We start from the raw sequence: 18,325 nt of genomic DNA, 5'->3' as shown, positions 1-18,325 counted from the left end.
ATGTCTGTACTCAACAGGCCTGCCTCGGCCCGCGGTTGAAGAACCGTGGGCCGAGGCAGGCCTGTCGTGCGGTGTGCTCAGCGGGAGGCTTCGCGTGCCGCCGCCGGGGCGAGGCGTGGCTGGGCGGCGAAGGAGACCGTGTAGCCGAGTGCCACGGACACCTCGTCCGCGGCCTCGATCACCATGAGGGCCAACTCCTGCTGGCGCCGGGCGAGATCCAGCTCCGAGAGCGGCCCGCTCAGCGACAGCGCGGCCACCACCTGGCCGCCGCGCTCGCGGATCGGGGCGGCCAGACAGGCCCGGCCGAAGGCGAGTTCCTCGACCTCGGTGGCGTATCCGCGGCTCTGGATCTCGGCGAGCGCGTCCGCCATGTCCGTCAGGTCGGTGATGGTGTGCGGCGTGTAGCCGTGCGCGAGGCCGTCGGCGAAGTACGCGCGGACGAACTCCGGCGACTGCTGCGCGAGCAGCGCCTTGCCCATGCCCGTGGCGTGCAGCGGAGCCGTACGCCCGGCCATCGTGAAGGACTTGGGGGACTTGGCGCCCTCGAAGTTGCACAGATAGAAGAGCGCGTTCTCGCGGAACTCGGCCAGATTGACGCCGAGTCCCGTGGCGTGCGCGAGGTTCTGTGCGATGGGGCGTGCGGCGCGGTAGATCGGTGAGCCGTTCAGCGCCACCGAACCCATGGTCACGACCGCGGGGCCGAGGCGGTACAGACCCGTGCGGGAGTCCTGTGCCACATAGCCGAGCCGGTCGAGCGAGGACATCATCCGCGACACCGTGGACTGGCCGAGGCCGGTCTTCGCGGACAGCTCGGTGATCCGCAGCTCGCTCTGCTCATCGGTGAAACAGCCGAGCAGCGACATGGCGCGCTCGACCGCCTGCGTACCGGCAACGGATTCGGCTGCCATGGTGCTCCTCTTCCCTCAGCGGCCGTGGCCACATGCGTTATCCACTACTTGCAATATTCTTGTCCATTCTGGCGGAATGGATCAAATGCCGTCCGTCTTTTCCGGCTTTCTCCGGAGATCTCGCCCGGCTGTCACCGGTGTCAGCGGCCTCAGCGACGCCCGTAGTGGAGCGTGCCGTGCGCGGTGTCCGGCAGGTAGAGGACGTCGACGCCGTCCGAGTCCCGTCGTACCGCGAGCCGGTCCGCCGCGAGTCCGGGCGCGACCGACTGCGACTGCCAGGCGCCGCCCACGGCACGTGCGGCGAACACGCGGTCGGTGCCGGACGCGGTGACGTAGTAGACCCGTTCGGCTTCCGTCTCGTCCCGCGTGATGCCCAGGGCCGCGGCGGTCTGCCCGCCGGCGTACACGGTCTGGCGCGCCCAGCCGCCGCCGCTCGGTGCGGCGAAGTACACGCGGAAGACACCGCCGCTGTCGGCCGACCGATAGCGATAGGCGATACGCGGCGAGGACCCGCTGAGCGTCAACTTGGCGCTCTGCACGGCCGGTCCGGTGTATCCCGTGTTGTCGGTGCTCCACTGCTCACCGGTGGTGAGGTCCTGGATCACGTCCGCGGTGCCCGGAGTGGCGGGCACGGTGGCGGTCGCACCCGTGCTGTCCGCGAACGTGCCCGTGGCCGGGTCGTAGCGGAGATACGAGAGCTGGTGCCGGAAGGCCGAGGAGGGCGCCTTGGACCACTCGTACAGAATGTGCACCCGTCCTGCAGCATCCACGGCCAGATCGTCCGGATAGACGGAGCGGTACTGCGCGGCGGCGAAGGTGGCCACGGTGGTCCAGCGGGAGGCCGCGTTGTCCCAGCGGTAGAGCTTGCCGGGGCGCTGGTCGTTGCCGCAGCCGACGCGGGCGGTCAGATACAGATCGCCGTTGGGTGCCGTGGTCAGGACGGGATAGGTGATGCCCTGTCCCGCGTCGGGCAGTTCGGACGCGTGGTCCGTGACGTTTCCGCCGGCGGCCGTGGAGCGGAAGTAGCGCCAGGGGTTGCAGTGCATGGACGTGAACACATGCAGCCGGCCGCTGCCGTCGCGTGCGACGGACGGCTGGTTGTGCCCGATGTCGTCCGTGAACTCGGCCTGCGCACCGGTGCTCGTGAGCAGCGGAAGGCGGCTCCACGTACCGTCCGGGGCGCGCCGCGCGATCGCAGGACGGTGGGTGGCCGCGGTCGAGCCCGGCTCGTTGAAGGCGAAGTAGGTGTACTGGCCCACGCCCTTGTACGTGGCCACCGGCGTCCACCAGGCGGCCTGGTTGGACGAGTCCATGGCGTACGGAACGGGGGAGACCGTGGCCGCCGCAAGGGGCTGGGTGCCGCTGGGTGCGGGGGCGGCCTGCCCGGTGCCCGCGAGCGTGAGCAGACCGGCCAGGGCCGCGGCGGTGACGGCGTACGAGCGTGCACTGAGAAGCCGCAAGGTGACTCTCCCTTGAGTGACGTGACGTGCGGCGAGCTGGGGATGACGGGAGTGCGGTGGACCGTGTACGAGGAGTGCGGTGGGGGCCGTGTGGATGACGTGCGGCGAACAGATCAGTCGGAGATGCGAGCGGGTGCCGTCTCGCGCGCCCTGAGCACCGTGACGCCGGAGACGACGGCGATCACGATGAGGTAGAAGGCGGGGGAGAGTGCGTAACCGCTCGCGCCGATCAGCCAGGTGGCGAAGTAGGGGGTCATGCCGCCGAAGATCGCGGCGGCGAAGTTGTACGAGACCGCCATGGCGCCGTAGCGCACCCGCGTGGGGAACAGCTCGGCGAGCGCCGCGGAGATCGCGCCGTCGAACGCGGCCAGACACAGGCCGAGCGCGATCATCGCCACCGCGGCGAGCAGCCCGTTGCCGACGCTCAGGAGCCAGAACGCGGGCCAGGCGAGGACCGCCATGCCGGCGCTGCCCGCGATGAGGAGGGGCTTGCGGCCCACGCGGTCGGACAGCGCGCCCATGAACGGGACCGCGAGCGCGACGACGAACAGACCGGCCGTGGTGATGGCGAAGGCCTGCACCCGGCTGAACTCCAGCGTGGTCTGCAGATATCCGGGCATGAACGTCTGCAGCGCCCAGTGCCCGACGGCCTTGATGACCATGAAGCCGACGCAGAACAGCATCGCCGTGCGCGCGATGGTGAAGCTCTCGCGCAGCGGCGAACGCGACTGGCCTCCTTCGCTCTTGAGTTTGCGGAACTCGGGGGAGTCCTCGAGCCGCGAGCGCAGATAGAACCCGGCGATTCCGAGTGGGGCGGCGAGCAGGAAGGGGATGCGCCAGCCCCAGTCGTCCATCGCGTCGCCAAGAGCTGCGGACAGCAGCAGGACGAGGCCGGAACCGGCGACGAAGGCGGCGAAGCCGGAGGCGTCGATCCACGAGGTGACGAAGCCGCGGCGGCGCTCGGGCGCGTACTCGGCGAGCAGGGTGGTGGCGCCCGCGCTCTCGCCGCCCGCGGCGAAGCCCTGGACGAGACGGCACAGCACGAGCAGTGCCGGAGCGAGCACGCCGGCCGTGGCGTGAGTGGGCAGCAGTCCCATGGCGAGGGTCGCGGCCGAGGTGGTGAGGACGACGATCGCGAGCGTCTTCTGCCGTCCGATACGGTCGCCGAGCGAGCCGAAGAACATGCCGCCCAGGGGGCGCATGACGAACCCGGCGCCGAAAACGGCAAAGGTGGAGAGCAGTTCGGCCTGGGGGTTGCCCGAGGGGAAGAACTGGTGGGCCAGGATCACCGCGAGGGTGCCGTAGATGCCGAAGTCGAACCACTCGACGAAGTGGCCGAGGCCCGCCGCGACGAGGACCTTGCGCAGGCTTTTGGCGTCCGGCTCCTTCACCTGTGGGACGTCGGCCGTCTGTGGGTCGTCGGCCTGGCCGGCGCCGCGCGACGACTGGTCGATCATGTGGCTCACTGCGCCTCCTGCGCCGTTCCGTTCTGCGCGCAGGGCTGTGAACTCTGCGCTGCCGCCGGAACTTACAGGACGGTCCACAGTTTGAATAGGGATTGCATTATGTGGATGAGTGCTGAGAAGGTGGGTGACGCCCGCGCACACACACACCGCACGCCGCTCAGTCTGACGCACGCAGGTCGATCAGATACGCGGCGGTCAGCGCCACTGCCCGGTCCTCGTCCCGCGACAACTCCGCGAGAGCGCGGTCGGTCGTCTCGCCGGGAATGCCCGCCAAGGCCTGCGTCAGCCGCCCCCGCGCCCCCGCCTCCGTATCCGGCCGGCCGAGGCGGTCCACGAGCAGCCCCGCGATCCGCTCCGCCGCGGCCGCATCCCCCGCCAGCACACTCAACGCGTCGGCCGCATCCGTGTCCCTCGTACCCTCCACGATCATGTCGACGAGCACCGGCAGCGCTTCGACGGCTCCGCGACTGCCCAACGCGACCGCCGCATGGCCGCGCACCACGGCGTCCTCGTCGGCGAGGGCGCGGTGCAGGAGGTCGGTCACATCGGCGCCGGTCATCTCGGCCAGGCAGCGCACCGCACGCTCCCGCACCTCGGTGCTCGCCGAGGTCAGGCCCTCCGCGAGCACCGCCGGCACGTCCTCGCCCGCCCGGGCCAGCGCCCAGCGAAGCGCGCCCGCCACATGGGCATCGGTCTCGCTGAGCACCGCCTCGGCCAAGGCCTCCCTCGGCACCGGAGCGTCATCGGCCGAGTCCAGGGCCGCGCGCTGCCGAGCGTCCGGGCTGTGCGACCCCAACGCCTGCAACAGCCCGACCACATGGAGCACCGCCTCCCAACTGCCCGGGTCGGCGGAGTCGATCCGCTGCAGCCGGGTGAGCAGCTCCGTCTCCGCCGCGATGCGCTGCCGCGTCTGCGCGATGAGATCGCCCACGAGCGACGCGGGCGCGAAGCCGGGATCGTCCAGCGCCCGCCCGATCTCGCGCAGCGACAGGCCCAGCGTCCGCAGGCTCTCGATATGGAAGATCCGCCGGATGTCCTCGGCGGAGTACTCCCGATAGCCCGTGCCCGTACGCGCCGTGGGCCGAAGGAGCCCGAGCGACTCGTAGTGCCGCAGCATGCGGGCACTGACCCCGGACCTTCTCGCCACCTCGCCGATCAGCATGTGCCTATTGTTCCGGGCGATCATCGCCGGGGCGGTCCTGCAACGCGACGATCCGCTTCGCCTCCTCGACGGCGAACTCGAACCCCGCGTCCGGATCGCGCAGCAGCCGCAGCGTGGCCAGGGCATGCGCTCGCACACCCTCGCCCGGCGCCGTCGCTGCCGCCTCCAGGGCGGGCACACCGCGGTCGCCGAGCGCGATCATCGCCCGGCTCAGACTCAGCTGCGTCTCCCGGCCGCCGCGCCCGAGCTGCGTCGCCAGCACATTGGCGAGCGCCGGCTCCTCGCCCTCCGGTACGAGGATCACCGCGGCCCGCCAGGCGCTGCGCGCCACCTCGTCCTCGGTGTCGGTCAGCAGCGCGTGGGTGAGCGCGGGCCAGGCGCGCCGGTCCCCGAGCTTGGACAGCGTGTGCAGGGCCTGGCTCCGTGCCTGGACGCACTCCGATCCGAGTTCGCGCAGCAACGCGGGCAGCGTCAGGTCCACCGGGTGGCGGGTGAGCGCCCAGGTCAGCATGTCCCGTACGAAGAACTCCGGCTCGATCGCGCACAGCTCGACGAGCGCAGTGACCAACCCCGGCGCGGGCGCCGAACCGGCCGCCAGCGCGGCCCGCAGCCGCACCGACGCACGGCCGTCGCCGAGTGCCTGGAGCACGCGGGTGCTCTCCGTGTCCTGTGTCGTGATCGTCATCGAGATCACCTCCTCGGTCACGAACCAAGACCTTGTCACCGTGTGAAGGTCAAACCGGTTCGGCCGCGCGCACCGCGAGGTAGCCTCCAGCGCACAGGAGCCGAGGAGGTCGGGTGGTACGGGAACAGGCCGGCAGGGTGCTGGGGGCGAACCTTCGCGTGCTGCGCGAACAGGCGGGGCTCACGCTCTCCGCGCTGGCTCGCGCGTCCGGCATCGCCAAGGGGACGCTGTCGCAGCTGGAGTCCGGCACGGGGAACCCCACGATCGAGACAGTGTTCAGTTTGTCGAACGCTCTCGGGGTTCCGGTCTCCTCCCTGCTCACCGAGCGCACCGACCCGGATGTGGTGCTCGTGCGCTCCAGGGGGCTCGAGGTGCTCAGCAGCAACGCGGTGGATCTGCGGATGCTGCGCCGCATGGACATCACCGACAAGGCGATCGAGCTGTACGACCAGCGAGTGCGCCCGGGCGAGGTGCAGCACTCCGCGGGCCACCCGGGGCGCGAACACGTCGTTGTGACGTCGGGGCAGCTCAGAGTGGGTCCGCCGGAGGCGCCGTACGAGTTGGGGCCCGGCGATTACGTGTGCTTCGACGCGCGCGGCCCGCATGTCTACGAGACCGTCGGCGGGCCGGTCGTCTCCGTTCTGATGCTGGAGTACCCGGCGGATTCCGGGCCGCCCGCGCTGCGGGGATCGTGTGCGGTGCCTGCGCCGCGGAAGCCGGAGCTGTGAGAAGGGTTGACCGTGCCCTCAACTCCTTTCTAGTCTCGCCCCGTTCATTGAAATGAACGAAAGCGGGGTGGGTGGTGAGCCCGGACGTCGTGGTGGCCGGTGCCGGCATGATCGGCGCGGCCTGTGCGGAGGCGCTCAGCGCCGCCGGCCTCGAGGTGACGGTGCTCGACCGCGGTGCGATCGCCGCCGGCACGACCGCCGCGGGCGAGGGCAATGTGCTGGTCTCCGACAAGGCGCCCGGCCCCGAGCTGGAACTCGCCCGCGTCTCGCGCCGCCGCTGGCCCGAACTGCTCGCCGCGCTGCGCGAAGAGCTCGGCCCCGCTCTGGCGGAGGCGGAGTGGGAGGCCAAGGGCGGCCTGGTCGTCGCGACCACGCCGGACGCCGCCGCATCGCTGTCGCGTTTCGCGGCCGCCCAACGTGCCGTGGGGATCCGGGCGGACGAGATCGCCCCGGCGGACGCGGCGGCACTCGAACCCCACCTCACCCGCAAGGTCACCGCCGCCGTCCACTATCCCGAGGACGCCCAGCTGCAGCCGGTGCTCGCGGCCACCACCCTGCTCGCCGCGGTACGGGCACGTGGCGGCGAGGTCCGGGCCGGCACGGAGGTGCTCGGGGTGACCCGGGACTCCGCCGGCCGGGTCAGCGGCGTGCGCACGGACCGCGGCACGATCGCCTGCCGTGCGGTGGTCAACGCCTGTGGCCCGTGGGCGGGTTCGTTCGCCGCCCGGGTCGGCGCCCCGATCAATGTGCTGCCCCGGCGCGGCATGATCCTGGTGACCGGTCCGCTGCCGCCCGGCACCGTACGGCGCAAGGTGTACGACGCCGACTACGTGGGAGCGGTCGCCAGCGGCGAGGCCGATCTGCAGACCTCCACGGTCGTCGAGTCCACGCGGGCGGGCACCGTGCTCATCGGCTCCAGCCGCGAACGCGTCGGCTTCGACGACACCGTACGCATCGACGTCCTTCGCGAGCTGGCCCGTAAGGCCGTCGCGCTCTTCCCGGTCCTGGCCGATGTGCCGGTGATGCGGGCGTACGGAGGCTTCCGCCCTTATGCGCCCGACCACTTGCCGGTGATCGGCGCCGATCCCAGGCTGCCCGGCCTGTGGCATGCGACCGGTCACGAGGGCGCGGGCATCGGACTCGCCGCCGCCACCGGCCGGTTGCTCGCCGATCTGTTCACGGGAGCCGTGCCCGAGGTCGACCCGGAGCCTTTCCGCGTGGACCGGGCGGCCGTGATCGACGGGGAGGCGGCGGCGTGAGGATGCCGATCGACGGGAGGCCGCCAAAGGACCGTACGGAAATACGGGGAGGCCGTGGCGTGAGCGTACGGATCGACGGGGAGGCCGCGGCGTGAAGGTGCGGATCGACGGTGAGGAGACCACGGCCCTCGAGGGGCAGACCGTGGCGGGCGTGCTGCTCGGCAGGGGCCTCACGTCCTGGCGTACGACCCGGGGCAGCGGTCGGCCGCGAGGTGTCTTCTGCGGAATCGGTGTCTGCTTCGACTGTCTGGTCGTGGTGAACGGTGTCGCGGATGTACGGGCCTGTCAGCGCCTGGTGCGCGACGGCGACGACATCCGCGTGCAGCACGGTGCGGAGCTCCCGTCATGAGCCGCGTCGTCGTCGTGGGCGCGGGGCCTGCCGGAATGGCGGCGGCCCGGGCGGCCGCGCAGGCAGGCACGGACGTGCTGTTGATCGATTCGGGCGCCCGGCTCGGGGGCCAGTACCACCGGCAGGACACCCGCGCGGGCACGGAGCGGTTCACGCTGCCGGCCCGCGTCGAGCACCTGGCCGAGTCGGTGGTGTGGGCGCTCGAACCGGTGGCGGGCGGGCACCGGGTGCATGTGCGCACCGGACCTGCGGACGGCCCCGGAAGGTCCGGGCGCAGCATCGACACTCCGGCCCTCGTGCTGGCCACCGGCGCCTTTGACCGCGCGCTGCCGTTCCCCGGCTGGGATCTGCCCGGCGTCTTCACGGCGGGCGCCGCGCAGGCGCTCGCGAAAGGCCAAGGAGTACGGGTGGGGGAGCGGGTGCTGCTCGCCGGGACCGGACCGTTCCTGCTGCCCGTGGCCCGGTCCCTGCTCGACGTGGGCGCGGAGGTCGCCGGGGTGCTGGAGGCGGGCGACCCCGTCACCGGATGGCTCGCCCGGCCGGGCGGCGGCCTGTCGGCGGGCATCGGCAAGCTGGGTGAACTGGCCGGATACGCAAGCGTGTTGGCCCGGCAGCGGGTCCCGTATCGCCGTCGGACCACGGTCATCGAGGCGCACGGCACGGATCGCGTGGAGTCGGTCACGACCGCCCGGCTGCGTCCCGACTGGACGGTCGTCCCGGGCAGCGCGCGCCGCGTCGAAGTCGACGCCGTGTGCGTGGGATTCGGATTCACACCGCAGCTGGAACTCGCGGTGGCGGCGCGCTGCGCCCTGGCCGACGGGTTCGTCACGGTGGACGCCGCGCAGGCCACTTCCGTACCCGGAGTGTTCGCCGCAGGTGAGCTCACCGGCATCGGCGGAGCCGAACTCTCCGCCGCCGAGGGCGAGATCGCGGGCGCCAGCGCCGCCCGGCTGCTCGGCGCCCACCCCGCACCACCCGTACGAGCGCTGCGCAAGGCCCGCAGGGGACGCCGCTTCGCGGCCGCGCTGGATGCCGCGTACCCCGTACGGGACGGCTGGCGCACCTGGCTGCGCGAGGACACCCTCGTGTGCCGCTGCGAGGAGGTCACGTACGGGGAACTGCGCGGCGCCGCCCGCGAGCGCGAGGTCTGCGGCGGCCGTGCGCTCAAGCTCGTGACCCGCGCCGGACTCGGCCCGTGCCAGGGCCGCGTCTGCGGCCGTGCGGTCGCCGAGCTCACCGGCATCCCGGACGCCGCCGCCACCTTCGCCCGCCGGCCGATCGCCGCCCCGATCCGCCTCGGCGAGCTGGCCGAGGAACCGACCCTCTGACGCACAGATGACACCGCACCCCCCGACGAGCACAAGGAGAGGGAACGACATGACACAGGAGAAGCTCGACGGGGTCATCGTGGCCACCGCCCTGCCCTACGCGGAGGACCCGGCCGCCCCCGCCGGACTCCGCGTCGACCTCGACCGGTACGCCGAGCACTGCCGCTGGCTCATCGACAACGGCTGCCGGGGCGTCGGCCCCAACGGCTCACTCGGCGAGTACTCCTCCCTCACCGACGAGGAACGCAGGGCCGTCGCCCGTACCGCGATCGAGGCCGTCGGCGACGACGGGATCGTGGTGGTCGGTGTGCACGGTGTCGGCGCACACCAGGCCAGGGCGTGGGCGGAGAAGGCCGCCGAGGACGGCGCGCATGGTGTGCTGTGTCTGCCGCCGACCATGTACCGCGCCAACACCTCCGAGGTGATTGACCACTTCGAGCAGGTCGCGGCCGCGGGCCTGCCGGTCATGGCGTACAACAACCCGATCGACACCAAGGTGGACCTGACCCCGGACGTGGTCGCCGAGATCGCCGCGATCGACAACATCGTGGCCGTCAAGGAGTTCTCCGGTGACGTACGGCGGATCCTGGAGATACGGGAGCGCGCGCCGGAGATCACCGTGGTGGCGGGCGCCGACGACCTGGTCCTCGAGGCGCTCCTGATGGGCGCCACCGGCTGGTTCGCCGGCTTCCCGAACGTGTTCCCCGCCGAGTCCGTACGCCTCTACGAGCTTGCGCTGGCCGGCCGGCTCACGGAGGCCAGGGAGCTCTACGAGCCCCTCGTCGCGGCCTTCCGCTGGGACTCGCGCACCGAGTTCGTCCAGGCCATCAAGCACGGAATGGACCTCGTCGGCCGCTACGGCGGACCGTGCCGGCCACCGCGCGGGCCGCTGGCGGGCGGCCAACTGGCCGCGCTCGACGCCGACATGAAGCGTGCGGTGAGCTATCTGGCCGAGCAGCCGGTGGGTGCCTGAGATGCGGGCATCGCGCTACTACTCCGCCGTCGACTCCCACACCGAGGGCATGCCGACCCGCGTCGTCACCGGTGGCATGGGCGTCATCCCGGGCGCCACCATGGCCGAGCGCCGCGCGTACTTCATGGAACACCTCGACCACGTACGCGAGTTCTTCGTCAACGAACCCCGCGGGCACGCCGCGATGAGCGGTGCGATCCTGCAGCCGCCCACCCGGCCCGACGCCGACTACGGCGTGCTGTACATCGAGGTCTCCGGCTGTCTGCCGATGTGCGGCCACGGCACGATCGGCGTCGCGACCGTCCTCGTCGAGACCGGCATGGTCGAGGTCACCGAGCCGGTGACCGAGGTACGTCTGGACACCCCGGCCGGTCTCGTCCTGGCCCGCGTGGCCGTCGAGGACGGCCGGGCCACGGCGGTGACGATCCGCAACGTCCCTTCATTCGCCCTGCAGTTGGACGCCAAGGCCGACGTGCCGGGGATCGGCACGGTCACGTACGACATGGCGTACGGCGGAAACTTCTACGCGATCCTGCCGATCGCCGATCTCGGCATCCCTTTCGACCGCACCGACGCCGTCGCCAAGGACCGCATGCTCGCGGCGGGTTTGGCCATCATGGACGCGATCAACGAGCAGAACCGGCCCATCCATCCGGCCGATCCCACCATCGGCGGCTGCAAGCACGTCCAGCTCGTGGCCCCGGGCGAGAACGGCAGCGATGCGCGCAACGCGATGGCCATCCACCCGGGCTGGTTCGACCGCTCGCCCTGCGGCACCGGCACCTCGGCCCGCATGGCACAGCTGCACGCACGCGGTGAACTGCCCCTGGACCAGGACTTCGTGAACGAATCCCTGCTCGGCACCCGCTTCACCGGCCGGCTGATCGAGGAGACCACGGTGGGCGGCCTGCCCGCGCAGATCCCCACGGTGACCGGTTCGGCCTGGATCACCGGCATGGGGCAGTACCTCCTGGACCCGGACGACCCCTTCCCTCGCGGGTTCACACTCTGACGAACTCATCCGCGGGCCCGGCGGGAAAGAATTCATTCTTTCCCGCCGATTTCCTGGCGAAGGATTCCTCGGGATTCAATCCAATTCAATCCTCCGCGTCAACCCCTTGCGTCGTGCGATATCCCATGCTTTCTTTGCTGCGGCTCAATTGATTCGAGGAATTCATTCCGCAAAAGGGAATGAATTCCGGGATGGGGGTTCGCATGTCCGAGATGGGAGTTCGCAGGAAAGTCCTGCCCCGGTCCGTGGCGGAACTGGAGGATGAACTCGCCCGCCCCGGCGCGGAACTGGCCGCCGAGGCCGCCGCCTGGCCGGCCGGCCGCATGCTGGTCCTCGGCGCCGGGGGCAAGACGGGCACGGGGATATCCGTCATGGCGCGCCGTGCGCTCGACACTGCAGGACGCGGTGATATCGAGGTGGTCGCGGTGTCGCGTTGGACCGACGAAGCGCGCACCGCGCATCTGGAGAAGCAGGGCGTACGGACGCTGCGCGTCGACCTGGGCGACCCGGCGGCGGTAGCAGACCTGCCCGATGCCACCGCGGTCATTCACCTCGTAGGAGCGAAATTCGGCACTGCGACCGCACCCGAGCAGGCGTGGATGACGAACACGGTGCTGCCCGCGTATGTCGCCCGCCGCTTTCCCGCGGCCCGGACCGTGGCGCTGTCCACCGGCAACGTGTACGCCATGACGGCGCCCACGGCCGGTGGACCCCGCGAGAGCGACCCCACCGGCCCGCAGGGCGACTACGCACTCACCTGCCTGGGCCGTGAGCAGGTCTTCCGGCACGCCGCGCGCACCTTCGGCACACCGGTCGCGCTGATCCGCCTCAACTACGCCTGCGAACCGCGCTACGGAGTGCTCGCCGATCTGGCTCGCACCCTGCTGCGGGACGAGGCGGTCGACCTCACGACCGGCGCCGTCAACGTGGTCTGGCAGCGCTACGCCAACGAAGTCGTGCTGCGCTGCCTCGGCCATACCGGCCCGGACGAGGCCTTCACGCTCAATCTCACCGGCCCGGAGACCGCGAGCGTCCGGGTCCTTGCGCTGCGCCTGGCCGAACGGCTCGGTGTCACACCGCGGTTCAGCGGGGAGCCGCCCGTCACCAGTCTGCTCAGCGACGCGACGCTCTGCCACACCTTGTTCGGCTACCCGGATCTGCCGCTCGGCGCCCTGATCGACCTTCAGGCCGACTGGCTGCTCGCGGGCGGCGAGACCTGGGACAAGCCCACCAAGTTCGAGCGACGGGACGGACGCTTCTGATGGCCGCCCGTCTGACCGAGGACATCGCCGCCCTGCTGCACCGGGGGACCGTGATCCCGGCCCACCCCCTGGCCCTGGATGCGGACCGCCGGCTCGACGAGCGCCGCCAACGCGCCCTGACCCGCTACTACATGGAGGCCGGCGTGGGCGGGCTCGCCGTCGGCGTGCATACGACGCAGTTCGCCCTGCGCGACCACGGCCTGCTCAGGCCCGTACTGCAGCTCGCCGCCGAAGAGGCCGCCAAGCAGGTCCGGGAGCGGCCCGTGGCCCTGATCGCCGGGGTCTGCGGCCCCGTCCGGCAAGCTGTCGCCGAAGCCGCGACCGCCCGCGAACTCGGCTACGACGCCGTCCTCGTCTCTCCGGCCGGGCTGCCCGAAGCGGACCTCGACGCGCTGCTCGACCGTACGGCGGCCGTCGGCGAGGTACTGCCGGTGATCGGCTTCTACCTCCAGGAGGCCGTCGGCGGACGGTACTTGCCCCGTACGTACTGGCGCCGGCTGGCCGACCAGGAATCCACGGTCGCGGTCAAAGCCGCGCCGTTCGACCGCTACCGCACCCTCGAACTCGTCCAGGGAATCGCGGAATCCGACCGCGGCACCGAGGTCGCGCTCTACACCGGCAACGACGACAACATTGTCGACGACCTGCTCACCCCCTTCCATGTGCACGGCCCGGCCGGCCCGGTCGTACGGCACTTCGTGGGCGGGCTGCTCGGGCACTGGGCCGTGTGGACCCGCTCCGCCGTACGCCTCCTCGCGGAGGTCCACGCCGCCCGCGCCGGCGACCACGCGGCCCGCGAGCGCGCCTTGGCCCGCCTCACGGGCGACACCGACTCCAACGCCGCCGTGTACGACGTGCGGAACTCCTTTGCGGGTGTGATTGCCGGGGTCCATGAAGTGCTGCGGCAGCAAGGGCTGTTGGACGGCATCTGGTGCCTGGATCCCGGGGAGCCGCTCTCGCCCGGGCAGCGCGAGGAGATCGCGCGGGTGCGCGAGTTGTACCTGTGGCTGAGGGAGGAGGACGCCTTCGTGGCCGAAGGGCTCGAACGCTGGCTGAGCTGACGTCGTGGTCGGCGGGTGCCCAGGATTGACGCCGCGCACGTCGGCCGGATTGACGCCGCGCACGTCGGCCGGATCGACGCCGCGCACGTCGCCCGGATTGACTCCGCACGCGTCGGCCGGAAACCCTTGCGGTGCTTCGTAGGACCGAAGCCGCCGCGCCCATCGCGCCCGCTGCGGCCGCCCGACTCCCGCTCACGGAGGCAGCACACCGATGACCGCAGACGACTGGCTCGACACGCTGTGCAGTCAGCCCGCCGACTCCCGCACACCCGACCCCAAACCGCTGTCGCAGGCGGAACTCTCGACCGCGCTCGACTACTTCGCCATCCCCGAACCCGACCGGGCTCCCCTTGCGGCCACGCTGCCCGACCCGAAGCGCACGCCCGAACTGTGGGACGCGCTGATCCACTGCCGGCGGGCCCTGTTCGCTACCGCGGGCATGCCCACGTCTGACCAGTGGCCGCACGCCCCCGCCGAACTCGGCGAGGCGGGCCGCTACTTCTACGTCCACGTCTGCCTGCTGTCCTTGCACGACGCACTCGTCCCGCGGCGCGAACGCGGCATCCCGGACGAGGTGAACCGGGCGACCTTCGCCGACCTCGGCGCCAAGATGACCACGTACCGTCTCGCCCATGGCACGGGCGGTTTCGACCGCCAGACGTGGATCGTCCGCCACCTGCGCGGCACCCTGCACCGCCTCGGCCGCCTGCAGTTCGAACTGCGGACGTACGACTCCGCCTCCTGGGAAGCGGATGGTCCACCGGCTGACGGGCCGGGCGAAGGCGCACCGGTTCTCGATGTGCACATCGCCGCCGACGGACCGCTCACGCCCGCCGCCTGTGAGGATTCCTTGGCCGCGGCGAGGCCGTTCATGGGGCGCCACCATCCGGAACACGCGGCCGAGTTCGCCACCTGCCACTCCTGGCTGCTCGACCCGGCGCTGCGCGACCACCTCAAGCCGGACGCCAACATCCTGGCCTTCCAGCGCCTCTTCACCCCGCACGGCGACCTCCCGGTCTGCGACGAGGACGTCCTGGAGTTCGTCTTCCACACCCGCCCGGGCACGACCAGCACCCAAGGCCTGCCCCGCGCCAACTCCCTGCAGCGAGCCCTGCTCGACCACCTGGACAGCGGCGGCCACTGGCACATGGGGCGGGGGTGGCTGCGGCTGCCGTGACCGGCATGACCTGACCGGCCCGCGTCGTATCGTCGCTGACCGCTACCGGCGGTTCCTGCACGGGCACACGCCGCCCCAAGCCTCCGCTCTTTCGGAGTTCATTGCGGGGCTGCTACGGGCAATGGGTTCAGAGATCACGCCTAGGCGGTGTCTTCAATTGATCTTGAGTGGTGGATCATGGTCGGGTGATACGTCGCCATGAACTGTCTGACGAGGAGTGGGAGTTCGTCTCACCGCTGCTGCCCGCGTCCTTGCGGGGCCGCAAGCGGTTGGATGACCGAAGGGTCCTCAACGGGATCGTGTGGAAGTTCCGTACCGGCACGGCATGGCGGGATGTGCCCGAGCGGTATGGGCCGTGGCAGACACTCCACACCCGCTTCCGGCGGTGGGCGCTGGATGGAACCTTCGAGCGGCTGCTGCGGGCCGCGCAGGCCAGGGCGGACGCGGCCGGAGACATCGACTGGCTGGTCTCGGTCGACTCCACCGTCGTGCGCGCCCACCAGCACGCGGCCGGGGCTCGAAAAGGGGGCTCCGCCCGCCGGCGCTCGGACGCTCCCGGGGAGGGTTGACCAGCAAAATCCACCTGGCCTGCGACGCCTTCGGCCGCCCGCTCGCCTTCACGGTCACCGGCGGGAACGCCAACGACTGCACTCAGTTCACCGCCGTAATGGAGGCGATCCGGGTGCCCCGGCTCGGGCCAGGCCGGGCCCGGGTCAGGCCCGCCCACGTGCTGGGAGACAAGGGCTACAGCTCCCGTGCCATACGGACCTGGCTGCGACGTCGCGGCATCAGCCACACCATTCCCGAGCGCGTCGATCAGGTCCGCAACCGGCTCCGACGCGGCAGCCGGGGCGGGCGCCCGCCGACTTTCGACAAGCAGCTCTACAAGCGGCGCAACGTCGTGGAACGGTGCTTCAACCGCCTCAAGCAGTGGCGCGGCATCGCGACCCGCTACGACAAGACCGTCGAGTCCTACCAGGCAGCAGTCACCCTCGCCTCGCTCCTGATGTGGGCGTGACATTTGAAGACAACTCCTAGGGCGCTTCCTTTGGATCAACCGTCCCCACGAGCATCTGTACGTCCTCGACATCGTCCACAGCAGCTGATCTTCCTGGACAGCACCAAGGTCGTGGTGCTGTCCAGGAAGGTTGTCGGTTCTTTCTCGCCTACGCGGTTACCAGTTCTTCCACCAGTACAGGGAGTTCATGGCCGCGCGCACGGGTGCCGCGCCGTTCTCCTTCTCCTGTGCGACCTCCGGCGGGTTCTCGTAGATCATCGCGTACGTGCCCGTGGTGATGTCGTTGAGTGCGCCATGGCTCCAGCCCTCGTTGTCCCCCGTGTACCAGACCCTGTGGCCGGCACGCATCCGCAGCGCGGACATGCCGACGACTCCGTCGTCCCTCGCGCCGATGAGTGTCCAGTCGGTTCCCTGCGCCGACTGCGGATTCTGTGCCGTCCAGTCCAGGAATGCGGAGCCGGGCCGCATCTCCTTGCACTGACGCGACAGTTGGACCGCCAGGCAGAAGTAGCCGAGTGCCATACCGTCGTGCGGGGCGCCCAGCGTCGCCACATCCTCGACGTAGATGTACGGCGGCCAGCCGGGCAGTTGCTCCTGGACGCCGGTCAGTGCCGCGCGAGCGATGAGTCCGCCCATCGAGTGGCCGATGAGGTCGACCGACTTTCCTTGCGTCGAGTAGCGGCGGTGGATGTCCCAGGCGAGGCGTCGGCCCAGTTCGCGGATGGATGTCGCAGTGGAGCCCCGAGCGATACGGATGCTGCAGTTTCTGTCGTTGGCGTAGAAGGCCACGGTGTGCCGTGGGCCTTGCCATCCCTCGTCCTTGAAGAACTTGAGTGCCGGGCCCCAGTAGTTGCCGCAGTTGACACCCGGCGGGTCGCCCTTCGAGTAACCCTTGAGGAAGTACACGGGTTCATCGATCGAGTCGTCCCGGACGGGAGGTGCTGCCATCTGCGGTGCTGCCGGTTCCGCCGCCGCTTGAACCGGTGCCAGACCTGCGGTGAACAGACCGGCCAGGGCCGCGCCGACGATCAGCCATCTCTTGATCACGTATCCCCCTTGTCATGGCCATGGAGGGGCACCTTTGCTCACATGTCGACCGCACCTCTTGGAGAAAGGCGCACCAGGGTCCGTCCTGGCCGGATCACGCTGGCGGGTGCCCGATAAACCGTCGATCTGGGAGTGTCCGCGGGGCTGCCTCCGTGTCGTACGTCGTAGGTACGGTCGCCTGCATGGGAGCGAGTAGGTGGGTGTACTTCACGCCCTTCCGGATTGATCGGCAGGCCGCGCTCGACCATCCGCGGCAGGCCGTCTTCGCCCGGGATGCTGACTACTACCGGGAGGAAGGCGTCGAGACGCTCGCTGACCTGGACGGCAGCGGCTGGCTGGAGGAAGAGGCAGCGCATTCGGTGCTTGATGTCGCGCGCGTCGTCCGGTGTGAGCCGGACATGGAAGATGCCGGCGACGTGCGGATGGTCGAGGGTGGGGAAGTCCTTGAGTTGTTCGGCACGGCCGAGCCCTCACGGGTGATCATCGAGGAGGCGGTCAAGCGTTCAGGTGACGGGTGGTTCCCGCCGTTCGGGCGTGGGTCCGGCTGTTGCACAGTTGCCTACCGCAGCGACGGCCACCCCGATGAGCTGTGCTTTTGGGGTACCACTGGCGATTGAACGGGCATCGGTACGGGGTTGGGCCGAGGGAAGCGGGTTGTCTCGTATACACCTGGGACCGCCTCAGCCGCGGTTGAGCGTGATCTGGACAATGACGCCATGGAGCCGAACAGTCCGATCATCGTTGCCCTGGATTTCGACAACCGCCGAGCGGCTGAAGAGGTCGTCGACCGGCTGGGCGACGAGTGCCAGTTCTACAAGGTCGGGCTCGAACTGCTCACAGCGGCCGGGCCGGACTTCGTCCAGCACCTCGTGGCCAAGGGCAAGGAGGTGTTCCTGGACCTGAAGCTCTTCGAGATTCCGAACTCCGTTGCGGGCGCGGTCCGTGCCGCAGGTGCACTGGGTGCGTCGATGGTGACGGTGCACAGCATGGGAGGCACCGGCATCATGGCCGCCGCTGTTGCGGCGGCCCGCGACTTTGCGTGCCTGCGCGTACTTGCTCTGACCGTCGTGACCAGCATGACCGGCTCCGACCTCGCCGATGTCGGGGTCAACGCCTCCGCCGGGGAGCAGGTGCTGCGTCTGGGGCAACTGGCGCACCGGGCGGGATGCCACGGTGTGATCGCCTCACCGCAGGAAGCCGCGCAACTGCGTGGCGTACTGGGTTCGAACCCGCTGATCGTCACGCCGGGCGTCGCGCTGCCCGGTGAGGACCCAGCCGAGCACGCCCGGCCTGGTACCCCGCGCGCCGCCGTCGCCGCGGGGGCGTCCCACATTGTCGTGGGCAGATCGGTCACCCGGGCGCCGAACCCCGTGGCCGCCATCCGACTCGTCCGCGCCGACTTGGGGCTGTGACCGCGGCTTTCCGCCGGG

At 70.6% G+C, this 18,325-nt stretch carries 17 protein-coding genes and 1 pseudogene; 12 read left to right on the top strand and 6 right to left on the bottom strand.

Features of this window, described 5'->3' with window-relative positions; genetic code table 11:
• Positions 1 to 77: 77 nt before the first annotated feature.
• The 5 genes from H9Y04_RS25295 to H9Y04_RS25275 form a co-directional block, all read right to left on the bottom strand.
• The gene (locus H9Y04_RS25295; RefSeq protein WP_187816305.1) at positions 78 to 908 is read right to left on the bottom strand and encodes an IclR family transcriptional regulator; all 831 of its coding nucleotides are present in this window, start codon (positions 906 to 908) and stop codon (positions 78 to 80) included.
• A 149-nt stretch (positions 909 to 1,057) separates the two neighbouring features.
• Positions 1,058 to 2,368: a BNR-4 repeat-containing protein gene (locus tag H9Y04_RS25290; RefSeq protein ID WP_187816304.1), complete on the bottom strand. Its 1,311-nt coding sequence runs from the start codon at positions 2,366 to 2,368 to the stop codon at positions 1,058 to 1,060.
• A gap of 113 nt (positions 2,369 to 2,481) precedes the next feature.
• The gene (locus H9Y04_RS25285; RefSeq protein WP_187816492.1) at positions 2,482 to 3,825 is read right to left on the bottom strand and encodes an MFS transporter; all 1,344 of its coding nucleotides are present in this window, start codon (positions 3,823 to 3,825) and stop codon (positions 2,482 to 2,484) included.
• Between the two features lie 166 nt (positions 3,826 to 3,991).
• Positions 3,992 to 4,996, bottom strand: a complete 1,005-nt coding sequence (locus tag H9Y04_RS25280; RefSeq protein ID WP_187816303.1) for a MerR family transcriptional regulator — start codon at positions 4,994 to 4,996, stop codon at positions 3,992 to 3,994.
• A 4-nt stretch (positions 4,997 to 5,000) separates the two neighbouring features.
• The gene (locus tag H9Y04_RS25275) at positions 5,001 to 5,681 is read right to left on the bottom strand and encodes a HEAT repeat domain-containing protein (RefSeq protein ID WP_187816302.1); all 681 of its coding nucleotides are present in this window, start codon (positions 5,679 to 5,681) and stop codon (positions 5,001 to 5,003) included.
• Positions 5,682 to 5,794: 113 nt separating this feature from the next.
• Here H9Y04_RS25275 and H9Y04_RS25270 point away from each other — a divergent pair, with 113 nt between their 5' ends.
• The 10 genes and pseudogenes from H9Y04_RS25270 (at position 5,795) to H9Y04_RS25225 (ending at position 15,848) form a co-directional block, all read left to right on the top strand.
• A complete protein-coding gene (locus H9Y04_RS25270) occupies positions 5,795 to 6,409 on the top strand; it encodes a helix-turn-helix domain-containing protein (protein WP_187816301.1) in 615 nt (204 codons plus the stop codon).
• Positions 6,410 to 6,483: 74 nt separating this feature from the next.
• Entirely contained in the window at positions 6,484 to 7,668 is a 1,185-nt protein-coding gene (locus H9Y04_RS25265; RefSeq protein ID WP_187816300.1) for an NAD(P)/FAD-dependent oxidoreductase, read from the top strand.
• Positions 7,669 to 7,765: 97 nt separating this feature from the next.
• Positions 7,766 to 8,017, top strand: coding sequence for a (2Fe-2S)-binding protein (locus H9Y04_RS25260; RefSeq protein WP_438818149.1), 252 nt, complete (start codon positions 7,766 to 7,768; stop codon positions 8,015 to 8,017).
• Positions 8,014 to 9,345 (top strand): FAD-dependent oxidoreductase, encoded by a 1,332-nt coding sequence (locus H9Y04_RS47800; protein WP_187816298.1) that lies wholly within the window; start codon positions 8,014 to 8,016, stop codon positions 9,343 to 9,345. Before H9Y04_RS25260 ends, H9Y04_RS47800 begins: the two co-directional genes overlap by 4 nt.
• A 49-nt stretch (positions 9,346 to 9,394) precedes the next feature.
• Positions 9,395 to 10,318: a dihydrodipicolinate synthase family protein gene (locus tag H9Y04_RS25250; RefSeq protein WP_187816297.1), complete on the top strand. Its 924-nt coding sequence runs from the start codon at positions 9,395 to 9,397 to the stop codon at positions 10,316 to 10,318.
• 1 nt (position 10,319) lies between these two features.
• Positions 10,320 to 11,330, top strand: coding sequence for a proline racemase family protein (locus tag H9Y04_RS25245; RefSeq protein WP_187816491.1), 1,011 nt, complete (start codon positions 10,320 to 10,322; stop codon positions 11,328 to 11,330).
• A 203-nt stretch (positions 11,331 to 11,533) separates the two neighbouring features.
• Entirely contained in the window at positions 11,534 to 12,592 is a 1,059-nt protein-coding gene (locus H9Y04_RS25240; RefSeq protein WP_236071369.1) for an NAD-dependent epimerase/dehydratase family protein, read from the top strand.
• Positions 12,592 to 13,653: a dihydrodipicolinate synthase family protein gene (locus H9Y04_RS25235; RefSeq protein ID WP_187816296.1), complete on the top strand. Its 1,062-nt coding sequence runs from the start codon at positions 12,592 to 12,594 to the stop codon at positions 13,651 to 13,653. The genes H9Y04_RS25240 and H9Y04_RS25235 overlap by 1 nt, the downstream gene beginning before the upstream one ends.
• Before the next feature lie 211 nt (positions 13,654 to 13,864).
• Positions 13,865 to 14,830, top strand: coding sequence for an acyltransferase domain-containing protein (locus H9Y04_RS25230; protein WP_187816295.1), 966 nt, complete (start codon positions 13,865 to 13,867; stop codon positions 14,828 to 14,830).
• 188 nt (positions 14,831 to 15,018) lie between these two features.
• Positions 15,019 to 15,848 (top strand): annotated as a pseudogene (locus H9Y04_RS25225) (IS5 family transposase).
• 156 nt (positions 15,849 to 16,004) lie between these two features.
• On the opposite strand, the gene H9Y04_RS25220 reads toward H9Y04_RS25225, so the two are convergent.
• Entirely contained in the window at positions 16,005 to 16,895 is an 891-nt protein-coding gene (locus H9Y04_RS25220; protein WP_187816294.1) for an alpha/beta hydrolase, read from the bottom strand.
• A 200-nt stretch (positions 16,896 to 17,095) separates the two neighbouring features.
• Between H9Y04_RS25220 and H9Y04_RS25215 the strand changes: the two genes are divergently transcribed.
• Both H9Y04_RS25215 and pyrF read left to right on the top strand, forming a co-directional pair.
• A complete protein-coding gene (locus H9Y04_RS25215) occupies positions 17,096 to 17,512 on the top strand; it encodes a hypothetical protein (RefSeq protein WP_187816293.1) in 417 nt (138 codons plus the stop codon).
• Positions 17,513 to 17,611: 99 nt separating this feature from the next.
• The gene (gene pyrF / locus H9Y04_RS25210; protein WP_187816292.1) at positions 17,612 to 18,307 is read left to right on the top strand and encodes an orotidine-5'-phosphate decarboxylase; all 696 of its coding nucleotides are present in this window, start codon (positions 17,612 to 17,614) and stop codon (positions 18,305 to 18,307) included.
• Positions 18,308 to 18,325 lie beyond the last annotated feature (18 nt).

The organism is Streptomyces polyasparticus, assembly GCF_014493765.1.
Taxonomy (GTDB): Bacteria; Actinomycetota; Actinomycetes; order Streptomycetales; family Streptomycetaceae; genus Streptomyces; species Streptomyces polyasparticus.
The sequence above is the reverse complement of the archived record's forward strand: the minus strand, read 5'-3'. Positions and strand labels throughout refer to the sequence as shown.

Excerpts from the sequence above, each read along its gene's own strand:
- H9Y04_RS25295 (WP_187816305.1), bottom strand. The coding sequence starts at position 908 with ATGGCAGCCGAATCCGTTGCCGGTACGCAGGCGGTCGAGCGCGCCATG.
- H9Y04_RS25285 (WP_187816492.1), bottom strand. The coding sequence starts at position 3,825 with ATGATCGACCAGTCGTCGCGCGGCGCCGGCCAGGCCGACGACCCACAG.
- H9Y04_RS25280 (WP_187816303.1), bottom strand. The coding sequence starts at position 4,996 with ATGCTGATCGGCGAGGTGGCGAGAAGGTCCGGGGTCAGTGCCCGCATG.
- H9Y04_RS25275 (WP_187816302.1), bottom strand. The coding sequence starts at position 5,681 with ATGACGATCACGACACAGGACACGGAGAGCACCCGCGTGCTCCAGGCA.
- H9Y04_RS47800 (WP_187816298.1), top strand. The coding sequence starts at position 8,014 with ATGAGCCGCGTCGTCGTCGTGGGCGCGGGGCCTGCCGGAATGGCGGCG.
- H9Y04_RS25250 (WP_187816297.1), top strand. The coding sequence starts at position 9,395 with ATGACACAGGAGAAGCTCGACGGGGTCATCGTGGCCACCGCCCTGCCC.
- H9Y04_RS25245 (WP_187816491.1), top strand. The coding sequence starts at position 10,320 with ATGCGGGCATCGCGCTACTACTCCGCCGTCGACTCCCACACCGAGGGC.
- H9Y04_RS25240 (WP_236071369.1), top strand. The coding sequence starts at position 11,534 with ATGTCCGAGATGGGAGTTCGCAGGAAAGTCCTGCCCCGGTCCGTGGCG.
- H9Y04_RS25235 (WP_187816296.1), top strand. The coding sequence starts at position 12,592 with ATGGCCGCCCGTCTGACCGAGGACATCGCCGCCCTGCTGCACCGGGGG.
- H9Y04_RS25230 (WP_187816295.1), top strand. The coding sequence starts at position 13,865 with ATGACCGCAGACGACTGGCTCGACACGCTGTGCAGTCAGCCCGCCGAC.
- pyrF (WP_187816292.1), top strand. The coding sequence starts at position 17,612 with ATGGAGCCGAACAGTCCGATCATCGTTGCCCTGGATTTCGACAACCGC.